This window comes from Enterobacter sp. ECC-249 (genome assembly GCF_043965265.1).
GTDB classification, from domain to species: Bacteria; Pseudomonadota; Gammaproteobacteria; order Enterobacterales; family Enterobacteriaceae; genus Enterobacter; species Enterobacter quasiroggenkampii.
On record NZ_CP143660.1, the window covers coordinates 3,275,953 to 3,295,216 of the forward strand.

At 56.6% G+C, this 19,264-nt stretch carries 20 protein-coding genes; 10 read left to right on the forward strand and 10 right to left on the reverse strand.

Translation table 11 applies throughout. The features are described from left to right. Positions 1–135 precede the first annotated feature (135 nt). The gene (locus V1587_RS15680; protein ID WP_023293929.1) at positions 136–1,668 is read left to right on the forward strand and encodes a SpoVR family protein; all 1,533 of its coding nucleotides are present in this window, start codon (positions 136–138) and stop codon (positions 1,666–1,668) included. 109 nt (positions 1,669–1,777) lie between these two features. On the opposite strand, the gene fadR is transcribed toward V1587_RS15680, so the two are convergent. Continuing rightward, positions 1,778–2,497: a fatty acid metabolism transcriptional regulator FadR gene (gene fadR / locus V1587_RS15685; protein ID WP_371898646.1), complete on the reverse strand. Its 720-nt coding sequence runs from the start codon at positions 2,495–2,497 to the stop codon at positions 1,778–1,780. A gap of 201 nt (positions 2,498–2,698) precedes the next feature. On the opposite strand from fadR, the gene nhaB reads away from it, so the two are divergent. Then, entirely contained in the window at positions 2,699–4,237 is a 1,539-nt protein-coding gene (gene nhaB, locus V1587_RS15690) for a Na(+)/H(+) antiporter NhaB (protein WP_371898647.1), read from the forward strand. A gap of 143 nt (positions 4,238–4,380) precedes the next feature. After that, entirely contained in the window at positions 4,381–4,911 is a 531-nt protein-coding gene (gene dsbB, locus V1587_RS15695) for a disulfide bond formation protein DsbB (RefSeq protein ID WP_045908244.1), read from the forward strand. 125 nt (positions 4,912–5,036) lie between these two features. Here dsbB and V1587_RS15700 read toward each other — a convergent pair whose 3' ends face one another. The 3 genes from V1587_RS15700 to V1587_RS15710 form a co-directional block, all read right to left on the reverse strand. Further along, positions 5,037–5,477, reverse strand: a complete 441-nt coding sequence (locus tag V1587_RS15700) for a YcgN family cysteine cluster protein (RefSeq protein WP_371898648.1) — start codon at positions 5,475–5,477, stop codon at positions 5,037–5,039. A gap of 93 nt (positions 5,478–5,570) precedes the next feature. Continuing rightward, positions 5,571–6,230: a fumarylacetoacetate hydrolase family protein gene (locus V1587_RS15705; RefSeq protein ID WP_371898649.1), complete on the reverse strand. Its 660-nt coding sequence runs from the start codon at positions 6,228–6,230 to the stop codon at positions 5,571–5,573. 47 nt (positions 6,231–6,277) lie between these two features. After that, on the reverse strand, positions 6,278–6,553 hold the full coding sequence (locus V1587_RS15710; protein WP_029742143.1) for a YcgL domain-containing protein: 276 nt from the start codon (positions 6,551–6,553) through the stop codon (positions 6,278–6,280). A 123-nt stretch (positions 6,554–6,676) separates the two neighbouring features. Here V1587_RS15710 and minC point away from each other — a divergent pair, with 123 nt between their 5' ends. From minC to minE, 3 genes are read left to right on the forward strand one after another with little or no spacing between them, the layout of a single operon-like run. Then, complete coding sequence (minC, locus tag V1587_RS15715) at positions 6,677–7,384, forward strand: septum site-determining protein MinC (RefSeq protein WP_023312186.1); 708 nt, start codon at positions 6,677–6,679, stop codon at positions 7,382–7,384. Between the two features lie 23 nt (positions 7,385–7,407). Next, a complete protein-coding gene (minD, locus tag V1587_RS15720; protein ID WP_023312187.1) occupies positions 7,408–8,220 on the forward strand; it encodes a septum site-determining protein MinD in 813 nt (270 codons plus the stop codon). 3 nt (positions 8,221–8,223) lie between these two features. After that, positions 8,224–8,490 carry a cell division topological specificity factor MinE gene (gene minE, locus V1587_RS15725; protein ID WP_024909868.1) on the forward strand — a complete coding sequence of 89 codons (267 nt, stop codon included), beginning with the start codon at positions 8,224–8,226 and terminating at the stop codon, positions 8,488–8,490. A gap of 86 nt (positions 8,491–8,576) precedes the next feature. Here the strand turns inward: minE and rnd are convergent, their stop codons facing one another. The 5 genes from rnd to V1587_RS15750 form a co-directional block, all read right to left on the reverse strand. Then, positions 8,577–9,704: a ribonuclease D gene (gene rnd / locus V1587_RS15730; RefSeq protein ID WP_371898650.1), complete on the reverse strand. Its 1,128-nt coding sequence runs from the start codon at positions 9,702–9,704 to the stop codon at positions 8,577–8,579. Positions 9,705–9,775: 71 nt separating this feature from the next. Beyond that, positions 9,776–11,461 carry a long-chain-fatty-acid--CoA ligase FadD gene (fadD, locus tag V1587_RS15735; RefSeq protein ID WP_371898651.1) on the reverse strand — a complete coding sequence of 562 codons (1,686 nt, stop codon included), beginning with the start codon at positions 11,459–11,461 and terminating at the stop codon, positions 9,776–9,778. Between the two features lie 203 nt (positions 11,462–11,664). Beyond that, positions 11,665–12,246 carry a Slp family lipoprotein gene (locus V1587_RS15740; RefSeq protein ID WP_371898652.1) on the reverse strand — a complete coding sequence of 194 codons (582 nt, stop codon included), beginning with the start codon at positions 12,244–12,246 and terminating at the stop codon, positions 11,665–11,667. 37 nt (positions 12,247–12,283) lie between these two features. Next, entirely contained in the window at positions 12,284–12,979 is a 696-nt protein-coding gene (gene tsaB, locus V1587_RS15745; protein WP_371898653.1) for a tRNA (adenosine(37)-N6)-threonylcarbamoyltransferase complex dimerization subunit type 1 TsaB, read from the reverse strand. Between the two features lie 66 nt (positions 12,980–13,045). Continuing rightward, on the reverse strand, positions 13,046–14,956 hold the full coding sequence (locus V1587_RS15750) for an ATP-dependent DNA helicase (protein ID WP_023293935.1): 1,911 nt from the start codon (positions 14,954–14,956) through the stop codon (positions 13,046–13,048). A 133-nt stretch (positions 14,957–15,089) separates the two neighbouring features. On the opposite strand from V1587_RS15750, the gene V1587_RS15755 reads away from it, so the two are divergent. Further along, positions 15,090–15,434, forward strand: coding sequence for a RidA family protein (locus V1587_RS15755; protein ID WP_008500498.1), 345 nt, complete (start codon positions 15,090–15,092; stop codon positions 15,432–15,434). Positions 15,435–15,440: 6 nt separating this feature from the next. On the opposite strand, the gene V1587_RS15760 is transcribed toward V1587_RS15755, so the two are convergent. Then, a complete protein-coding gene (locus V1587_RS15760; RefSeq protein ID WP_033145823.1) occupies positions 15,441–15,632 on the reverse strand; it encodes a YoaH family protein in 192 nt (63 codons plus the stop codon). Positions 15,633–15,693: 61 nt separating this feature from the next. Between V1587_RS15760 and pabB the strand changes: the two genes are divergently transcribed. The 3 genes from pabB (at position 15,694) to sdaA (ending at position 19,154) form a co-directional block, all read left to right on the forward strand. Beyond that, a complete protein-coding gene (gene pabB / locus V1587_RS15765) occupies positions 15,694–17,019 on the forward strand; it encodes an aminodeoxychorismate synthase component 1 (protein ID WP_395314592.1) in 1,326 nt (441 codons plus the stop codon). Positions 17,020–17,025: 6 nt separating this feature from the next. Continuing rightward, positions 17,026–17,604: a CoA pyrophosphatase gene (locus tag V1587_RS15770; protein WP_371898655.1), complete on the forward strand. Its 579-nt coding sequence runs from the start codon at positions 17,026–17,028 to the stop codon at positions 17,602–17,604. Between the two features lie 185 nt (positions 17,605–17,789). Then, the gene (sdaA, locus tag V1587_RS15775; protein ID WP_032647740.1) at positions 17,790–19,154 is read left to right on the forward strand and encodes an L-serine ammonia-lyase; all 1,365 of its coding nucleotides are present in this window, start codon (positions 17,790–17,792) and stop codon (positions 19,152–19,154) included. Positions 19,155–19,264 lie beyond the last annotated feature (110 nt).

The window sequence follows — 19,264 nt, forward strand, 5'->3', positions numbered from 1 at the left end:
ACCGTTTTTTTGCCGTATCAAAAACGCGAAATCGCAAAGAAAAAATTTCTGCCCCAGCACGCTTTTTAACACGTTGATCTATGCTTGAAAGGAGGCTCTCCAGACAGAGAGAGCACCCACAACGAGGGCGCGCTAATGGCTACTATTGATTCCCTGAACAAGGACAACACACGTCTGAGCGATGGACCCGACTGGACCTTCGAGCTGCTGGATGTTTACCTCGCCGAAATCGACCGGGTCGCAAAGCTGTATCGTCTGGATACCTATCCCCATCAGATTGAAGTCATTACGTCCGAACAGATGATGGACGCCTACTCCAGCGTCGGGATGCCGATTAACTATCCGCACTGGTCGTTTGGTAAAAAATTTATTGAAACGGAGCGGCTGTATAAGCACGGCCAGCAGGGGCTGGCGTATGAGATCGTCATTAACTCCAATCCGTGCATCGCCTATTTAATGGAAGAGAACACCATTACCATGCAGGCGCTGGTAATGGCGCACGCCTGCTACGGGCACAACTCCTTTTTCAAGAATAACTACCTGTTCCGCAGCTGGACGGATGCCAGCTCCATCGTCGATTACCTGATCTTCGCCCGTAAATACATTACCGACTGCGAAGAGCGCTACGGCGTGGACGAGGTGGAAAAACTGCTCGACTCCTGCCATGCGCTGATGAACTACGGCGTGGACCGCTATAAACGCCCGCAGAAAATCTCCCTCCAGGAGGAGAAAGCGCGGCAGAAAAGCCGCGAAGAGTATCTCCAGAGCCAGGTGAACATGCTGTGGCGCACCCTGCCGAAGCGTGAGGAGGAAAAAACGATCGCCGAAGCGCGTCGCTATCCGTCCGAGCCGCAGGAAAACCTGCTCTATTTTATGGAGAAGAACGCCCCGCTGCTGGAGCCGTGGCAGCGTGAGATCCTGCGCATCGTGCGCAAGGTGAGCCAGTATTTTTACCCGCAAAAGCAGACGCAGGTGATGAACGAAGGCTGGGCGACATTCTGGCACTACACCATCCTCAACCACCTGTATGACGAGGGGAAAGTCACCGAGCGGTTCATGATGGAGTTCCTCCACAGCCATACCAACGTGGTGTTCCAGCCGCCCTACAACAGCCCGTGGTACAGCGGCATTAACCCGTATGCCCTTGGCTTTGCCATGTTCCAGGACATCAAGCGTATATGTCAGTCGCCGACGGAAGAAGACAAGTACTGGTTCCCGGATATCGCCGGTTCTGACTGGCTGGAAACGCTGCACTTTGCGATGCGCGACTTTAAGGATGAGAGCTTCATCAGCCAGTTTATGTCGCCGAAGATCATGCGTGACTTCCGCTTCTTCACCGTGCTGGACGACGACCGCAACAACTATCTGGAGATTTCCGCGATCCATAACGAGGAGGGATACCGTGAGATCCGCTCTCGCCTCTCTTCCCAGTACAACCTGAGCAACCTTGAACCGAATATTCAGGTCTGGAACGTGGATTTACGCGGTGACCGCTCCCTGACGCTGCGCTATATCCCGCACAATCGCGCGCCGCTGGATAAAGGGCGTAAAGAGGTGCTGAAGCATGTGCATCGCCTGTGGGGCTTTGACGTGCAGCTGGAGCAGCAGAATGAAGACGGCAGCGTCGAGCTGCTGGAACGCTGCCCGGCGCGGTTGAATACGCTGTAGTTTTTTGCCGGGTGGCGGCTACGCCTTACCCAGCCTACGAGTTTTGTGGACCCGGTAAGCGAAGCGCCGCCCGACGAAAAAAAACCTCTCGTACGAGAGGTTTTTTATTTTAGCGGGTCTGAATCGCTAAATCACCCGGCAGCGTTTTCTGCATACGGTGCCAGATTTCACCGGAATCGTGACCGTAGCGGCGCACCGTCTCATAAACCTGATCGTGCAGGCCTTCAGAGCACAGCTTGCTCAGCTTATGGTAGAAGCCCAGCGCCAGGCTACGCGCTTCCGGATTGGCAAAGTAGTGGCGCCCGATGCGGGTGTAAAGCCCTTTCATACCGTTGAGGATCAGACCGTACACCGGGTTGCCGGAGGCAAACGCCAGGCCGCGAAACACGTTGTAATCGAGGGTAGCAAACGCGTCGGCGTGATCTTCCACCGCGTTCGCTGTGGCCAGCACCGCAAGGGCGTCTTCCGGATGCTGACGGAAAGCCGTACGGATAAAGATCGTCGCGATGTTGGTGCGAACGGAGAGCAGATTATCAATGAGCTGCGGCACGCTTTCATGGTCCAGACGCGCCAGCGTTTCAAGAATGTTCAGCCCGGAGGTTTCCCAGAAGTTGTTCACTTTTGTTGGCTTGCCGTGCTGGATCGTCAACCAGCCATCGCGCGCCAGTCGCTGAAGCACTTCACGCAGCGTGGTGCGAGTGACGCCAATCAGTTCAGAGAGTTCGCGTTCAGCCGGAAGGATGGACCCCGCAGGGAAACGATTATTCCAGATGCTTTCAATGATGTACTCTTCCGCGAAACCCGCCGGGCTCTGCGCCTTAATGACCATAGTGAGATTTCCATTACACAGCTTTAGCAAATTGGACTCATCATACCAGAGGCAGCCAGTGGCAGGTAGCAGGGCAAAGAGAGAAAAGAGGGATCGCCGTTTCATTTTTGTGAAATTTACAATGCAGGCTTATCCGCCTCCAGGCCGCGATTTTTGCGTATACTGATGTTTTGTCTTACTTGACGGGGATGGATGTCTGTCGTGGAAATTTCTTTTGGGCGCGCACTGTGGCGCAACTTTTTAGGCCAGTCTCCGGACTGGTACAAACTTATACTTCTGGTGTTCCTGGTCGTTAACCCCCTGCTCTTTAGCGTAAACCCGTTCATTGCCGGGTGGCTGCTGGTGGCGGAGTTTATCTTCACCCTGGCGATGGCGCTGAAGTGTTATCCCCTGCTGCCGGGCGGATTGCTGGCATTCGAGGCCGTCGTCATCGGCATGACCAGCGCCGAGCATGTCAAAGCCGAGCTGGCGTCAAATCTCGAAGTGCTACTGCTGCTGATGTTTATGGTGGCGGGCATCTACTTTATGAAACAGCTGCTGCTGTTTATCTTCACGCGCCTGCTGCTCAGCATTCCGTCGAAAATGCTCCTCTCGCTGGCTTTTTGCCTTGCGGCCGCCTTCCTGTCGGCCTTCCTGGACGCGCTGACGGTTGTCGCGGTGGTGATAAGCGTAGCGGTTGGGTTTTACGGTATTTATCACCGCGTGGCCTCTTCTCGCCCGGGTGACGATTTGCAGGATGACAGCCACGTCGAGGCACATAACCGTGAGGTACTGGAACAGTTTCGCGCCTTCCTGCGCAGCCTGATGATGCATGCTGGCGTCGGTACCGCGCTGGGCGGCGTAATGACCATGGTGGGCGAGCCGCAAAACCTGATCATTGCCAAAGCGGCGGGCTGGCACTTCGGTGATTTCTTCCTGAGAATGGCGCCGGTGAGCGTACCGGTGCTGATCTGCGGGCTGGCGACCTGTCTTCTGGTGGAGAAGTTTCGCCTCTTCGGCTATGGGGCGCAGCTTCCGGAGCCGGTGCGTCAGGAGCTGCATAAATTCGATTTGCAGAGCCGACGCCAGCGGACGCGCCAGGAGACGCTGCGTCTGATTGCTCAGGGGATCATCGGCGTCTGGCTGATTGCAGCGCTGGCGTTCCACCTTGCCGAAGTGGGGCTGATAGGCCTGTCGGTCATTATTCTCGCCACCACCTTTACCGGCGTAACGGACGAACATGCCATCGGCAAAGCCTTTACCGAAGCCCTGCCGTTTACCGCCCTGCTGGCGGTCTTCTTCGCGGTCGTGGCGGTGATTATCGACCAGCACCTGTTCGCGCCGATTATTGCCTTTGTATTACAGGCATCGCCGGATGCTCAGCTGTCGCTGTTTTACCTGTTTAACGGCCTGCTCTCGTCGATCTCAGATAACGTTTTTGTCGGGACGGTCTACATCAACGAGGCCAAAGCGGCAATGGAGCAAGGCGTTATCAGCGCCGGACAGTTTGAGCTGCTCGCCGTGGCGATCAATACCGGCACCAACCTGCCGTCGGTGGCGACGCCAAACGGCCAGGCCGCCTTCCTGTTCCTGCTGACCTCCGCTCTCGCGCCCCTCATACGTCTTTCCTATGGCCGGATGGTGTGGATGGCACTGCCCTACACGCTGGTGCTCACGATCGTGGGATTGCTTTGCGTCAAAATTACCCTCATTCCCTGTACGCAATGGTTGATACAAGCGGGTATACTTGCGGCGCAGTAAATACTGCATCTCGGGCAGTTCGCTGCCCGTTTGCCTTTTCGCACGATAAACATCCAATTACGTTTTATTTCGCCAGGTACAGGTGGCGCGAAAAACGAATTCGTTTACACTGCGATTTCTAAGCATGTTCCAGGGAAATGATTATGTTGAGATTTTTAAACCAGTGCTCCCGCGGTCGCGGAGCGTGGTTGTTAATGGCCCTGACCGCCTTTGCGCTGGAAATGGTGGCGCTATGGTTCCAGCACGTAATGGGACTCAAACCTTGCGTGCTGTGCATTTACGAACGCTGCGCGCTGTTCGGCATTATGGGTGCGGGCCTGGTGGGCGCGATTGCGCCGAAATCCCCGCTTCGCTATGCCGCTATCGCCATCTGGCTGTACAGCGCCTGGAAAGGCATTGAACTCTCCTGGCAGCACACCATGATGCAGCTGCATCCGTCGCCGTTTATGACCTGTGATTTTGCCGCCCGCTTCCCGAGCTGGCTGCCGCTGGATAAATGGCTGCCGCAGGTGTTTGTTGCATCCGGTGACTGCTCCGTTCGTCAGTGGGAGTTCCTGACCCTCGAGATGCCGCAGTGGCTGGTGGGCATTTTTGCCGCCTACTTCGTCGTGGCGCTGCTGGTGCTGATCGCTCAGCCGTTCAAACCGAAGAAACGTGATCTATTTGGAAGGTAAAAGCAAAACGGCAACCTCGGTTGCCGTTTTTAGTGTTTGCACCCTCTCCCGTGGGAGAGGGTTGGGGTGAGGGCATCAGGCCGCACAAACACAATAAAAAATCCGCCTCGGCGGGTTTTTTAATCTCAACGGGTCGGGTGGTTCATGATGTGATCTTCCCAGTCACGCACCTCGGACTCTTTCACCGCAATGTGGCGCACAGAAATGCGTTCACCGTGCATCGCCGCTTTTGAACCGGTTAACAGGGGATGCCAGGCCGGCAGATCTTTTCCTTCCGCCAGCAGGCGATACGCGCAGGTATGCGGTAGCCATTCAAACGTCGGCAGATTATCCCGGGTTAACTTGATGCAGTCCGGCTCAAATTCAAACCGGCGTTCATAGTTGCGGCACTGGCAGGTTTTAATGTTTAACTGCTTGCAGGCAACGTTGGTGAAGTAGATTTCGTCCGTGTCTTCATCCATCAGCTTGTGCAGGCAGCACTGGCCGCAGCCGTCGCACAAGGATTCCCATTCCGCGTCAGTCATGTCGTCGAGAGTTTTGCTTTGCCAGAAAGGGATGTTGTTCATCAGGATGTCCACACGTCAAAAGAAAGCGCACCTTATAACGAGTCTGGCACGTCGTTGCAAGTTTTGCCGCCCTTTTCAGGCGGCAAGAGGAGGTTACAGCACGCGGGTTTTCAGCGACAGGCCGTTAAAACCGACCTCCAGTTCATCACCGCTAGCGAGCGGACCAACGCCTTCCGGCGTGCCGGTCAGAATCACATCACCTGGCTTCAGGGTAAAAAAGCGGCTCATGTAGGCGATCAGCGGCACAATCTTGTGGATCATGTCCGCGGTGGTGCCCTGCTGGCGGATTTCACCGTTAACCTTCAGGCTAAGCGGGGTGTCCTGCGGGTCGCCGGTAAATTCGCTCACCGGCACAAACGCCGAGATCGGGCAGGAATTATCAAACCCTTTGGCTTTTTCCCACGGCTGCCCTGCTTTCTTCATTCTGCCCTGCACGTCACGCAGCGTCAGATCCAGCGCCACGCCGTATCCGGCAATCGCTTTCTGAACATGCTCTTCGGAAGCCTGGCGCAGCGTCGCGCCGATCAGCACGGCGAGTTCAACTTCGTGATGCACAGAGCCCAGCCCCTGCGGCAGCGCCAGCGGCTGGCGGATATCGCAAAGCGCCGTTTCAGGCTTAATAAACAGGACCGGCTCTTCTGGCGTCGCGCTGCCCATCTCCTGAATATGTTTTGCATAGTTGCTGCCCACGCAAACCACTTTGCTGACGGGATAATCCAGTAATGCACCTTGCCAGTTATGATGTTGATACATGGTCGACCCCTAAACGGTTGATGTGTTGTGCCCAAAAACAGTTGAGACTATTTTTTACCGTTCGCCTCAAGATGCTGTTTTAATAAATTCTCGGGTGGCGGTGGAAGCTGTAAATAATAGCCTTGCTCGGCTAAGGCCGTTTTCACTTTATCCAGATCGGCATTAATCAGTTTCTTACGACCATCAAGCGGCAGCAGCATCGCCAGCTGTGGTCGGCCAAAGTTCTTCATTAATTCTTCAGGCACGCGTGAAAAATCGTCTTTCTTTTCGACATAAAGATAGGTCTGGTCACGGCTTGTACTTCTGTAGATCACACAAAACATGTTTTTACTCTGAATTAATGGGTGGTTGCTTGCCTCAATATACTCCTGACTATAACATGCCTGATACTCTTCGGAATATCGCAGCGAGTGGTTGCGGTTAATAGCAAATTGAGTAAGGCCAGGATGTCAAACACGCCCATCGAGCTTAAAGGCAGTAGCTTCACCTTATCAGTGGTACATTTGCATGATGCAAAACCCGAGGTTATTCGTCAGGCGTTAGAAGACAAAATCGCCCAGGCTCCCGCCTTTCTGAAGCACGCCCCTGTTGTTATCAACGTCAGCGGTCTTGAGGCTCCGGTTAACTGGAAACTTCTCCAGCAGGCCGTCTCGTCCACCGGGCTGCGTATCGTGGGCATCAGCGGCTGCAAAGATACTGAGCTGAAAGCGGAAATTGAGCGTGCGGGGCTGCCTCTTCTGAATGAAGGCAAAGAAAAAGCCTCGCGTGCGGCACCCGTTGCCGTGCAGACGCCCCCTCCTGCGGTGCAAAACGTTACTACCGTCACAAAAACGCGAATGATTGATGTGCCGGTTCGTTCCGGTCAGCGCATTTATGCACCAAACTGTGATCTGATTGTTACAAGCCACGTCAGTGCTGGCGCTGAGCTGATTGCAGATGGCAATATTCACGTATACGGTATGATGCGTGGACGTGCGCTCGCAGGTGCAAGTGGCGATCGAGATGCGCAAATATTTTGTACTCACCTGACGGCGGAACTGGTGTCCATCGCAGGTGAATATTGGCTGAGCGACAAGATCCCAGCCGAATTTTATGGCAAAGCGGCTCGCCTGCTTCTGGCAGACGACGCGTTGACCGTTCAACCGTTGAATTGATCCCTTTTTAACAAGGAATTTCTATGGCACGCATTATTGTTGTTACTTCGGGTAAAGGAGGCGTTGGCAAGACCACCTCCAGCGCGGCCATCGCTACTGGTTTGGCCCAGAAGGGAAAGAAAACCATCGTTATCGACTTCGATATCGGTCTGCGTAACCTCGACCTCATCATGGGATGTGAGCGTCGCGTCGTGTATGACTTCGTGAACGTCATTCAGGGCGATGCCACGCTGAACCAGGCGATGATTAAAGACAAGCGCACCGAGAACCTCTACATTCTCCCGGCCTCTCAGACGCGTGACAAAGACGCCCTGACCCGTGAAGGGGTGGAAAAGGTGCTCGACGATCTGAAAAAAATGGATTTCGACTTCATTGTCTGCGACTCCCCTGCCGGCATCGAAACCGGTGCCCTGATGGCACTGTACTTCGCTGATGAAGCGATCATCACCACTAACCCTGAAGTTTCATCCGTGCGTGACTCAGACCGCATTCTGGGGATCCTCGCCTCTAAATCCCGTCGTGCGGAAAATGGCGAAGACCCGATTAAAGAACACCTGCTGCTCACCCGCTACAATCCGGGCCGCGTGAACAAAGGTGACATGCTGAGCATGGAAGACGTGCTGGAGATCCTGCGCATTAAGCTGGTGGGCGTTATCCCGGAAGATCAGTCCGTGTTACGCGCTTCTAACCAGGGCGAGCCAGTGATCCTGGATACAATGGCAGATGCAGGTAAAGCTTACGCCGATACCGTTGACCGTCTGCTGGGAGAAGAACGTCCTTTCCGCTTCATTGAAGAAGAGAAGAAAGGTTTCCTCAAACGCCTGTTCGGAGGATAAGTTATGGCATTACTGGACTTTTTTCTCTCGCGGAAAAAGAACACCGCCAACATCGCAAAAGAACGTCTGCAAATTATCGTTGCGGAGCGTCGTCGTAGCGACGCCGAGCCTCACTACCTGCCCCAGCTGCGCAAGGACATCCTGGAAGTGATCTGTAAGTACGTGCAGATTGACCCGGAGATGGTGACGGTGCAGCTGGAACAAAAAGACGGGGATATTTCGATTCTGGAGCTGAACGTTACGCTCCCGGAAGCGGAAGAGTCGCGTTAATCCGTTTGTGATTTTGTAGGCCGGGCAAGCGTCGCGCCGCCCGGCAATTTCCCCGGTGGCGCTGCGCTTACCGGGGCTACAATTTTTTAGCGTGGGTATGCTGCCAGCAGCGTATTCAGGCGATCGGCCATCAATTCCCCGCGCCATCCCGCCATCATTTCCGGTACGCCATTCTGCGGCTTCAGCTTCCAGTGCCAGTTCAGCAGCTGGTTAATCTGACGGCGTGAGGCGAGCAGTTCCGCGCTCAGCTTGCTTTCCGTTGCCACTGCCTGCACCAGCGCTTTGATATCTTTAAACGCTTTGCGATAGCCCGGCATATCCATCAGGTTCAGCAGCGGTTCCGGCAGCGCATCTTCCGGCAGCTCCTGCGCTTTTGCGACCAGCGCCAGCAGGGTTTTGCCGTGGAAGCGGATCTCGCTGCCCGAAAGGCCAATGCTGTCCAGTTCGCCCAGGCTGCCCGGCATATAGCGCGCCACCGCCCAGAGATGCTCTTCGCGAACGACAAAGTTAACGGCCAGATCGCGCTCGCGCGCTTTACGCAAACGCCAGTCTGCCAGCAATTGCAGGCATGCCAGTTGACGCGTGCGCAGCTGCCAGGCGTTGCTGATATCGCGCCAGGCCTCTTTCGGGTCGACCACTTCCTGGCGACGCTGCTGGGTCATACGACACTCGTCAAGCGCCGCAGACAGCCAGCCGGAGGCTTCCGCCTCTTTCATCAACTGTCCGGCAATCGGCAGCAGGTAAAACACGTCTGCCGCCGCATACTCCAGCTGACGCTCGGTAAGCGGACGCGCCAGCCAGTCAGTACGGGATTCGCTTTTATCCAGCGTCAGGCCCGTATACTCCTCTACCATGGCAGCAAAGCCCCATGAAAGCGGACGATTGCTGAATGCCGCGAGGATCTGCGTGTCAATCAGCGGCTGGGGCATGATGCCAAAGGTGTTAAGAAAGACTTCCAGATCTTCACTGCCTGCGTGCAGGTATTTCGTCACGGCGGTATCGAGCAGCAGGTCACGCATCGGCGTCCAGTCGGTAATGCCGAGAGGGTCGATCAGCGACACGTGTTTACCGTCGTACATCTGAATCAAACCCAGCTGCGGATAATAGGTCCGGGTACGGACAAACTCGGTATCCAGGGCAATGGCAGGAAAGTCGCGCGTCACTTCGCACAGCGAAACCAGCTCGTCGTTGGTCGTGATTATCTGGTAATTCAAATCGGATTCTCTTATGTTTGCGCCCATAAAAAACGCCGGCTTAACCGGCGTCTGGGCGATTAACGTGTAGCTCAGGCCTTATTGTCTACTTTGGCACGGGCTTCGTCACGTAATTCTCGTCGTAATATCTTCCCGACGTTGGATTTCGGCAGCTCGTCGCGGAATTCCACCAGCTTCGGCACTTTATAGCCCGTTAGCTGACGACGACAATACGTTACCAGCGCTTCCTCAGTGAGAGAAGGATCTTTCTTGACCACAAATATCTTCACCGCTTCGCCGCTGCTGCCGGAAGGCACGCCGACGGCCGCCACTTCGAGCACGCCGCTGTGCTGCATAACCACGTCTTCGATCTCATTCGGATAGACGTTGAAGCCGGAGACCAGGATCATATCTTTCTTGCGATCGACGATGCGCAGGAAGCCCTCGTCATCCATCACCGCGATGTCACCGGTATGCAGCCAGCCGTCTTTAATGATTTCGTCGGTCGCATCGGGACGCTGCCAGTAGCCCAGCATCACCTGTGGACCTTTAACGCACAGCTCTCCCGGCTCGCCCGGGGCAACTTCATTATCGTTATCATCGACCAGTTTCGCTTCAGTGGAAGGAACCGGCAGACCAATGCTTCCGCTGTGATAGTCGATGTCATGCGGGTTAACGCTGACCAGCGGCGCGCATTCCGTCAGGCCATAGCCCTCCAGCAGATACTGACCGGTGAGCTTCACCCAGCGCTCGGCTACCGCCTGCTGAACCGGCATGCCGCCGCCCGCAGAGAGATGCAGCGTGGAGAAGTCCAGCTGCTGGAACTCTTTGTTATTAAGCAGCGCGTTAAACAGGGTATTTACCCCGGTCATGGCGGTAAACGGGTATTTCGCCAGCTCTTTCACCAGCCCCGGGATATCGCGCGGGTTGGTGATCAGCACGTTTTGCCCGCCCAGCTCAATAAACAGCAGGCAGTTCATGGTGAGAGCGAAAATGTGGTACAGCGGCAGCGCCGTGATGACCAGCTCTTTGCCGGGATGCAGCAGCGGCCCGTAGGTTGCGTTTACCTGCTCAAGATTCGCCAGCATGTTGCGGTGGGTCAGCATTGCGCCTTTCGCCACGCCGGTGGTCCCACCGGTATACTGCAGAAACGCAAGATCTTCCGCCACCACTTCGGGTTTCACATACTGCATCCGATAGCCCGCATGCAGCGCGCGGCGGAAGGAGATGGCGTCCGGCAGGTGGTATTTTGGCACCAGACGTTTGACGTATTTGACGACAAAGTTAACCAGCGTGCCTTTGGCGGTGGAGAGCTGGTCCCCCATGCGCGTCAGGATGACGTGTTTAACCTGGGTTTTGTCGACCACTTTCTCCAGCGTATGGGCAAAGTTGGACACAATCACAATCGCGACCGCGCCGCTGTCGTTCAGCTGATGCTCCAGCTCGCGCGGGGTGTAGAGCGGGTTAACGTTAACGACGATCATCCCGGCACGCAGGATACCGAACAGCGCCACCGGGTATTGCAGCAGGTTCGGCATCATCAGCGCGACGCGATCCCCTTTTTGCAGCCCCAGCCCTTCCTGAAGATACGCCGCAAACGCCCGGCTGCGCTCCTCCAGCTTACGGAACGTCATCACCTCGCCCATATTCACGAATGCGGGCTGGTCCGCGTAGCGCCTTACCGAATGCTCAAATAATTCCACCAGGGATTGATAACGGTCAGGATTGATCTCAGCAGGAACGTCTGCGGGATAACGGTTAAGCCAAACCTTCTTCAATGCATCACCTCTGAAATGAGTGTTCGTCGTCATCACAACCCCGATAATAAACAGTTTGTTAACATTATATTAACTCAGCGTACCAGTTTATTAATTGTTCAGATTTAAGGTTGCGAAGCGCGTCACTCTTTTTTTTCGTTTTATCCGTAAAAAAACAGAGACAGCGGCTGAGCCGCTGTCTCTTTTCTAACAATAACAGTAAGTTACTCAGTAACGATCGTCTGAACCTGTGCAGGACCCGGGTTATACCAGCCCCAGCCCGGGTAGCCGTAACGATATGGATGTGGACCCCACATCCACGGATCGATCGGCTGCGGCGGCATGATCACCTGCTGTGCCAGCCGCCAGCGTTTATACCCGTTGACCTGCATGGTCATAAATTTATACGGCGTGCTGCCGATTTTGCCCTGCACGGCGCCGGTAATCGGCCCGACGACGGTCACCAGCTGTCCGCGGAAATCGACCGGATCGAGGAACCCGCTGACGTCCGCATAGATACGTCCCCGGGAGGCTTCGCCCAGTACAGGCCGCGCGCCGCTGTCCAGCGGAACGGTGGCGATCTCCAGGCGGGTTTTCCCCTGCTGGTTTTGTACGTCGATGACCTTACCGCCAAAGCGCGCTTCCTGGCCAACGTACAGCTCAGGCGCATTCATCACCCGAACCAAATCCTGCTGTGGCGTCGGGCTGCTGCCCTTAATCGCATCAGGAACGGAAACGCATCCGCTCAATGCTATGGCAATTGCGCCTGCCATAATAAGGCGTACTACTTTAGTCTGAACCGCCATGATGCGACTCCTTTTTCTCAGTTCCTGTTACTGAGATTCACTCGCGGCCCGGAAGTTTCTTCCACGCGACGGTGTTTCGCAAATAAACCGGCTCCGCCTGTTCAACGGCCACGGTTTTTCCTGCTGCGAGCAGCTGGCAGGCAATCGGAAGCATATCTTCCGCAGCCGGGAGAAGCATGTTGCCGTCCACCAGCGTCAAACCGGTGTCGTTAGCCATCTCAGGCCACGCTGGCCAGCCGGTGCCGACGGTTGCCCACTCACCGGACAACTGCTTCAGTCGTTCAGTGACCGCTTCCGGCTTAAGCACGGCTTCCGTCTCTTCACCGTGCCACACGCCCTGCTCGTCGCGGGTGTATTCGGCCCAGTAAACTTCGCCCATGCGGGCATCAATCGCGGCCAGAACGCGCGTTGCCCCGGTCATGCGCCATGCACCCTGCGCCATGGTGGCGAGGGTAGAGACGCCGATCATCGGCAGTTCGGCGCCCAGCGCCAGCCCCTGCGCAATGCCAATCCCGATACGTACGCCCGTAAAGCTGCCGGGGCCGCGGCCAAAGGCCAGCGCGTCGAGGTCGGTTAAGGAGGTGTTGCCCTGGGTTAAAATGGCTTTTACCAGGGGCAGAATGCGTTGGGTGTGTTCCCGGGGGCACTCTTCGAAATGGGCAGAAACAGCACCGTCGTTCAACAGAGCGACAGAGCAAGCCTCTGTCGCGGTATCAATAGCCAGAATTCGCATCAGTCGTCGCGCTCTCGCAAGGGTCAGTCACAAAATGGCGCGCATCTTAGCACACTCCGGGGTAAATTACTCCGCCGTTGGGTTTGCCAGGAAACGCACCGCGCGTTTTATGTCCCGCGTCCGCGGCGCGGGCGGCAGGCTTGCGAGGAAAGTCGCACCGTAGGGACGCATCACCAGCCGGTTATCGCAGATGACCAGCACGCCGCGGTCGGTGACGTCGCGGATTAAGCGCCCTACCCCTTGCTTCAGCGTAATGACCGCATCCGGCAGCTGAACCTCGTCAAACGGATCGCCGCCGCGCAGACGGCAGTCCTCCATCCGCGCCTTCAGCAGCGGATCGTCCGGGGAGGTAAACGGCAGCTTATCAATGATCACCAGCGAAAGCGTGTCGCCGCGCACGTCCACTCCTTCCCAGAAGCTGCTGGTTGCGACCAGCAGGGCATTACCGGCGCTGACAAACTGCTGTAACAGCTGGCCTTTACTGGTTTCGCCCTGCAGCAGCACCGGTAAGGTCATAGTGGCGCGAAACTGCTCGGCGAGATCGCGCATCATGGCGTGAGAGGTGCAGAGCATAAAGCAGCGCCCGTTGTTGGCCTCGATCATTGGTTTTAACATCGCGGCCAGATGGCGCGCAGCACCCGGCTGGTTCGGCAGCGGCAGATTACGGGGGACGCAGAGCAGCGCCTGTTTTTCGTAATCGAACGGGCTGGGCAGGAGCAGCGATTCCGCCTGCTCAATGCCGAGGCGCTCGGTGAAGTGGTGCAGATCGTCATTCACCGACAGGGTTGCCGAGGTGAAGATCCAGCTGCCCGGCTTCTGCGCCATCACTTCTTTAAATTTATCGGCCACCGTCAGCGGCGTGAGTGCCAGCGTGAAATGCCGTGAAGTGCACTCATACCAGTAGCTGTACCCCGGCTGATTGATCTCTTTCAGCCGTTTGAGCCGCCCGCGATAGAGCGTGGCGCGTTCGAAGGCCGCGTCCAGCAGCGCGGAGCGGCCGAGCGACAGCTTTGCCACGTCGTAGCAGAGCTCAAGCGCATCATCGAGCAGCAGCAGCGCGCGCTGGATATTTTTGTCCGCCAGCAGCTCGCGCAGGTTGCCGCGATAGCCCGGCTCGCCGAGCTGTAAGCGGAAATCCTGCGCGCTTTGCGCCAGACGGTCCGCGCACTTCTGCAGCTGCTGGGTATCTTTGAGTTCGGTCCGGTAGGCAATGGTAAAATCTTTCGCCAGATCCTGCAGCTGGCGGCTGGAGAGCGACTGGCCGAAATACTGGCTGGCGATATCCGGCAGCTGGTGGGCTTCGTCGAAGATCATCACGTCTGCCTCCGGGATCAGCTCGCCGAAACCGCTGTCCTTAACCACCATATCCGCGAGGAACAGATGGTGGTTGACCACCACGACATCCGCGTCCATCGCCGTTTTGCGCGCTTTCACCACGAAGCAGTCTTTATACAGCGGGCAGTCGCTGCCGAGGCAGTTGTCGTTGGTGCTGGTCACCAGCGGCCAGGCGGGAGAGTCTTCCGGTACGCTCGCGCAGGTGCTGATATCGCCCTCTTCGGTCTGGTTCGCCCAGGCGCGAAGGATAATGACGTCGCTGAGGGTTTGCACCGGCAGGTCGCCGCCCGCCAGCGCCTGCTGCTCAAGGCGTTCCAGACAGAGATAGTTGGAGCGCCCCTTCAGCAGGGCCAGACGGCCTTTATATTTCAGCGCCTTTGCTACGGTGGGTAAATCGCGGCTGTAGAGCTGATCCTGCAGCGCCTTCGAACCGGTGGAAATAATCACCTTCTTTTTCGCCCGCAGCGCTGGCGCAAGGTAAGCATAGGTTTTACCCGTGCCGGTACCGGCTTCGACCACCAGCGGCTGGGCCTTATCAATGGCGCGTGCAACAGCGTGCGCCATCTGTCGCTGAGGCTCACGGGGTTTGAAGCCGGGGATCGCCTGCGCTAATTGACCTTCAGGGGAAAAATCGTCTGCCACGGTGTTCTCTCACTGTATTTTTGCACAGGGATTATGTCAGCCCATCCTCTCCTGTGCCACCCCAAATAGTGACGACAGGTGAACAATATGGCAGTCTTGCCGCCTGACGACGAAAAATAACGAGGAAACGTTTATGACAATTGTGCGCATTGATGCCGAAGCCCGCTGGTCTGATGTGGTGATCCATAACCAGACGCTTTACTACACCGGCGTTCCGGCTAACCTGGACGCGGATGCGTTCGAGCAGACGGCTAACACTCTGGCGCAGATTGATGCGGTGCTGGAAAAACAGGGCAGCGACAAATCCCGCATTCTGGATGCGACGATTTTCCTGGCAAACAAAGATGACTTCGCGGCAATGAATAAAGCCTGGGATGCGTGGGTTGTGGCGGGTCACGCGCCTGTACGCTGCACCGTACAGGCCACGCTGATGAAACCGGAGTATAAGGTTGAGATCAAGATTATCGCGGCGGTGTAAGCCCGATTACTCTTCTGGATCTTCATCTTCATCTTCGAAACGCGCCACGATCCGCTCGCCGGAATGACTGGCGCGAATCTCCTCGGCGACAACGGTAATCGCCTGTCCGCTGCTCATCCCCTGGGACATCAGTTCCTGAATTCGCTCAACCGCTTTCTGCTGCTGTTCATGGCTCAGAGAAGGTAAACCTGCAAACATCGTCAACTCCTGCTAAATTATTCGCGCTAATTATTTCACGCTGCCCGGTAGTATGCCACACATGAACATGCGCTTCCCCACTGTTATTACCCTGCCCTGGCGGACAGACGCCGCTGAATACTGGTTTGCCCGCCTGAGCCATCTTCCGTTTGCGATGCTGCTGCACTCCGGCCATGCGGACCATCCCTATAGCCGCTTTGATATTCTGGTTGCCGATCCGCTGAAGACGCTGACAACCGATGACCTGTCGCTGACGGACGATCCGCTGATGCAGCTTCAGCACGACATTAACGCGCTGGGCTTATCTGCCACACCCAACCCGGATCTTCCTTTTCAGGGGGGCGCGCTGGGCCTGTTTGGCTACGATTTGGGTCGCCGTTTCGAAACGCTGCCCGAGCATGCGCAGGCTGATATTCCCCTGCCCGACATGGCCGTGGGGCTGTATGACTGGGCGTTAATTGTTGATCACCAGAAAAAAACGGTTTCCCTGCTGAGCCATCAAGACGTGCAGGCGCGTCTGGCCTGGCTTGAGGCGCAGCAGCCTGCACCGGCACAGACGTTCACGCTGACCTCCGGCTGGCGCTCGAACATGAGCGCCGCGGAGTATGGCGAAAAATTCGCACGCGTTCAGGCGTATCTGCAAAGCGGTGACTGCTACCAGGTTAACCTCGCCCAGCGTTTCCAGGCGACATACCGGGGAGATGAGTGGCAGGCGTTTACCCGTCTTAATGCCAGCAATAAGGCGCCGTTTAGCGCGTTTGTGCGTCTGGAACAGGGGGCGATCCTCAGCCTGTCGCCCGAGCGCTTTATTCATCTGGCCGAGGGCACGATCCAAACCCGTCCGATTAAAGGCACCCTGCCGCGTCTTGCCGATCCCGATGCCGATCGCCAGCAGGCGGAAAAACTGGCCGCCTCGCCAAAAGATCGCGCCGAAAACCTGATGATTGTCGATCTGATGCGTAACGACATTGGCCGGGTGGCCGTTCCGGGCAGCGTCCGCGTGCCGGAACTGTTTGTCGTTGAGCCTTTCCCGGCGGTGCATCATCTGGTCAGCACCATTACCGCGCGGCTGCCTGACTCGCGCACGGCCTGCGATCTTCTGCGCGCCGCGTTCCCGGGCGGCTCCATCACCGGCGCGCCTAAGGTGCGGGCAATGGAGATCATTGATGAGCTGGAGCCCCACCGCCGCAACGCCTGGTGCGGCAGCATTGGCTATATCAGCCTGTGCGGCACGCTGGATACCAGCATCACCATTCGCACGCTGACCGCCTGCAACGGAAACCTTTACTGTTCGGCCGGGGGCGGCATTGTTGCCGATAGCCAGGTCGATGCGGAATATCAGGAAACCTTTGATAAAGTTAACCGTATCCTGAAACAACTGGAGTAATAACGGGTGGAAAAAGAGAACCTGACGCTGGATGACTTTTTATCTCGCTTTCAGCTACTAAGACCGCAGGTCAACCGCGAAGCCCTGAATCAGCGTCAGGCGGCCGTGCTGATCCCGGTCGTGCGTCGCGCGCAGCCGGGCCTGCTGCTCACCCAGCGTTCTCCCCATTTACGCAAGCACGCGGGTCAGGTCGCTTTTCCAGGGGGCGCGGTAGACAGCTCAGACGTCTCGCTGATTGCCGCCGCGCTGCGCGAAGCGCAGGAAGAGGTTGCCATTCCGCCGGAGGCCGTTGAGGTCATCGGCGTGCTGCCGCCCGTCGACAGCGTCACCGGTTTTCAGGTCACGCCGGTGGTCGGCATTATCCCGCCGGGCCTGCAGTATCACGCTAGCGTCGATGAAGTCTCAGCGGTGTTTGAAATGCCGCTGGATGAAGCCCTCCGACTGAGTCGTTATCACCCGCTGGATATTCAGCGTCGCGGGCATGACCATCGGGTCTGGTTGTCCTGGTATCAGCATTATTTTGTCTGGGGCATGACGGCGGGCATTATTCGTGAGCTGGCGTTGCAAATCGGCCTGAAGCCTTGACTATACTTTACATTCCGCCCTCTTCGGCCAGGTTTGCGATCTGCGTCGCGCTATTAGCAAAACCCATCGTTAACCATTAGTTTAATTCATGTGAATAGTTAAGCCGAGGTCGGTGTTCCCTCTTACACTATGCGCAGTTATAACATCGTTACTGGAACCCCGGTAACCCTGTCAGGAGTGTGAAAGTGATTAGTATATTCGACATGTTCAAAGTGGGAATTGGCCCTTCGTCTTCCCATACTGTTGGCCCGATGAAGGCCGGTAAACAGTTCGTCGATGATCTGGTCGAAAAAGGATTACTGGAAAGCGTTACCCGTGTTGCCGTGGATGTTTACGGCTCGCTGTCATTAACGGGTAAAGGCCACCACACCGATATCGCCATTATTATGGGTCTGGCAGGCAACATGCCGGATACCGTTGATATTGATGCCATCCCGGCATTCATCCGCGACGTGGAAACACGCGGTCGCCTGCTGCTGGCAAACGGCCAGCAGGAAGTCGATTTCCCGCAGGATGACGGCATGCGTTTCCGTAGCGACAACCTGCCGCTGCATGAAAACGGCATGACCATTCACGCCTGGAGCGGTGAAAAAGAGATCTACAGCAAGACGTACTACTCCATCGGCGGTGGCTTCATCGTGGATGAAGAGCATTTTGGCAAAGACAGCGTCGGCGACGTCAGCGTACCGTACCCGTTCAAATCGGCTACCGAAATGCTGGGCTACTGCAAAGAGACCGGTCTTTCCCTGTCCGGCATGGTGATGCAGAACGAGCTGGCCCTGCACAGCAAAAAAGAGATTGAAGACTATTTTGCCAACGTCTGGCAAACCATGCGCGCCTGTATCGACCGTGGGATGAACACCGAAGGGGTTCTGCCGGGTCCACTGCGCGTCCCGCGTCGTGCCTCCGCCCTGCGCCGTATGCTGGTGACCACGGACAAGTTTTCCAACGACCCGATGAACGTGGTTGACTGGGTAAACATGTTTGCCCTGGCCGTTAACGAAGAGAACGCCGCCGGCGGCCGCGTTGTGACGGCGCCAACCAACGGTGCCTGCGGTATCGTTCCGGCGGTGCTGGCGTATTACGATCACTTTATTGAGCCCGTGACGCCGGACATCTACATCCGCTACTTCCTGGCGGCAGGTGCCATCGGCGCGCTGTACAAGATGAATGCCTCCATTTCAGGTGCGGAAGTGGGCTGTCAGGGTGAAGTCGGCGTGGCCTGCTCCATGGCGGCGGCGGGTCTGGCAGAGCTGCTGGGCGCAAGCCCTGAGCAGGTCTGCGTGGCGGCTGAGATCGGAATGGAACATAACCTCGGTCTGACCTGTGACCCGGTCGCGGGCCAGGTGCAGGTGCCGTGCATCGAGCGTAACGCGATTGCCTCGGTGAAAGCCATCAACGCCTCCCGTATGGCGATGCGCCGTACCAGCGAACCTCGCGTATCGCTGGATAAGGTGATTGAAACCATGTACGAAACGGGCAAAGACATGAACGCGAAATACCGCGAGACGTCCCGTGGTGGCCTGGCCATTAAGGTGCAGTGCGACTAATACTGCCTTTCGCCCATCTGCAACGGATGGGCGAATTTCCCTCTTCTTCCTCGTCTCCTTCTGCTTTCCCCACTACACTTTCACTGTTGCGTCCGGCTTTTGTGGCTGGT

Coding starts and splice junctions, on each gene's coding strand:
- dsbB (WP_045908244.1), top strand. CDS start 4,381: ATGTTGAGATTTTTAAACCAGTGCTCCCGCGGTCGCGGAGCGTGGTTG.
- V1587_RS15740 (WP_371898652.1), bottom strand. CDS start 12,246: ATGGCGGTTCAGACTAAAGTAGTACGCCTTATTATGGCAGGCGCAATT.
- V1587_RS15760 (WP_033145823.1), bottom strand. CDS start 15,632: ATGTTTGCAGGTTTACCTTCTCTGAGCCATGAACAGCAGCAGAAAGCG.
- tsaB (WP_371898653.1), bottom strand. CDS start 12,979: ATGCGAATTCTGGCTATTGATACCGCGACAGAGGCTTGCTCTGTCGCT.
- V1587_RS15700 (WP_371898648.1), bottom strand. CDS start 5,477: ATGAACAACATCCCTTTCTGGCAAAGCAAAACTCTCGACGACATGACT.
- minE (WP_024909868.1), top strand. CDS start 8,224: ATGGCATTACTGGACTTTTTTCTCTCGCGGAAAAAGAACACCGCCAAC.
- fadR (WP_371898646.1), bottom strand. CDS start 2,497: ATGGTCATTAAGGCGCAGAGCCCGGCGGGTTTCGCGGAAGAGTACATC.
- V1587_RS15710 (WP_029742143.1), bottom strand. CDS start 6,553: ATGTTTTGTGTGATCTACAGAAGTACAAGCCGTGACCAGACCTATCTT.
- minD (WP_023312187.1), top strand. CDS start 7,408: ATGGCACGCATTATTGTTGTTACTTCGGGTAAAGGAGGCGTTGGCAAG.
- pabB (WP_395314592.1), top strand. CDS start 15,694: ATGAACATGCGCTTCCCCACTGTTATTACCCTGCCCTGGCGGACAGAC.
- V1587_RS15755 (WP_008500498.1), top strand. CDS start 15,090: ATGACAATTGTGCGCATTGATGCCGAAGCCCGCTGGTCTGATGTGGTG.
- minC (WP_023312186.1), top strand. CDS start 6,677: ATGTCAAACACGCCCATCGAGCTTAAAGGCAGTAGCTTCACCTTATCA.
- V1587_RS15705 (WP_371898649.1), bottom strand. CDS start 6,230: ATGTATCAACATCATAACTGGCAAGGTGCATTACTGGATTATCCCGTC.
- V1587_RS15680 (WP_023293929.1), top strand. CDS start 136: ATGGCTACTATTGATTCCCTGAACAAGGACAACACACGTCTGAGCGAT.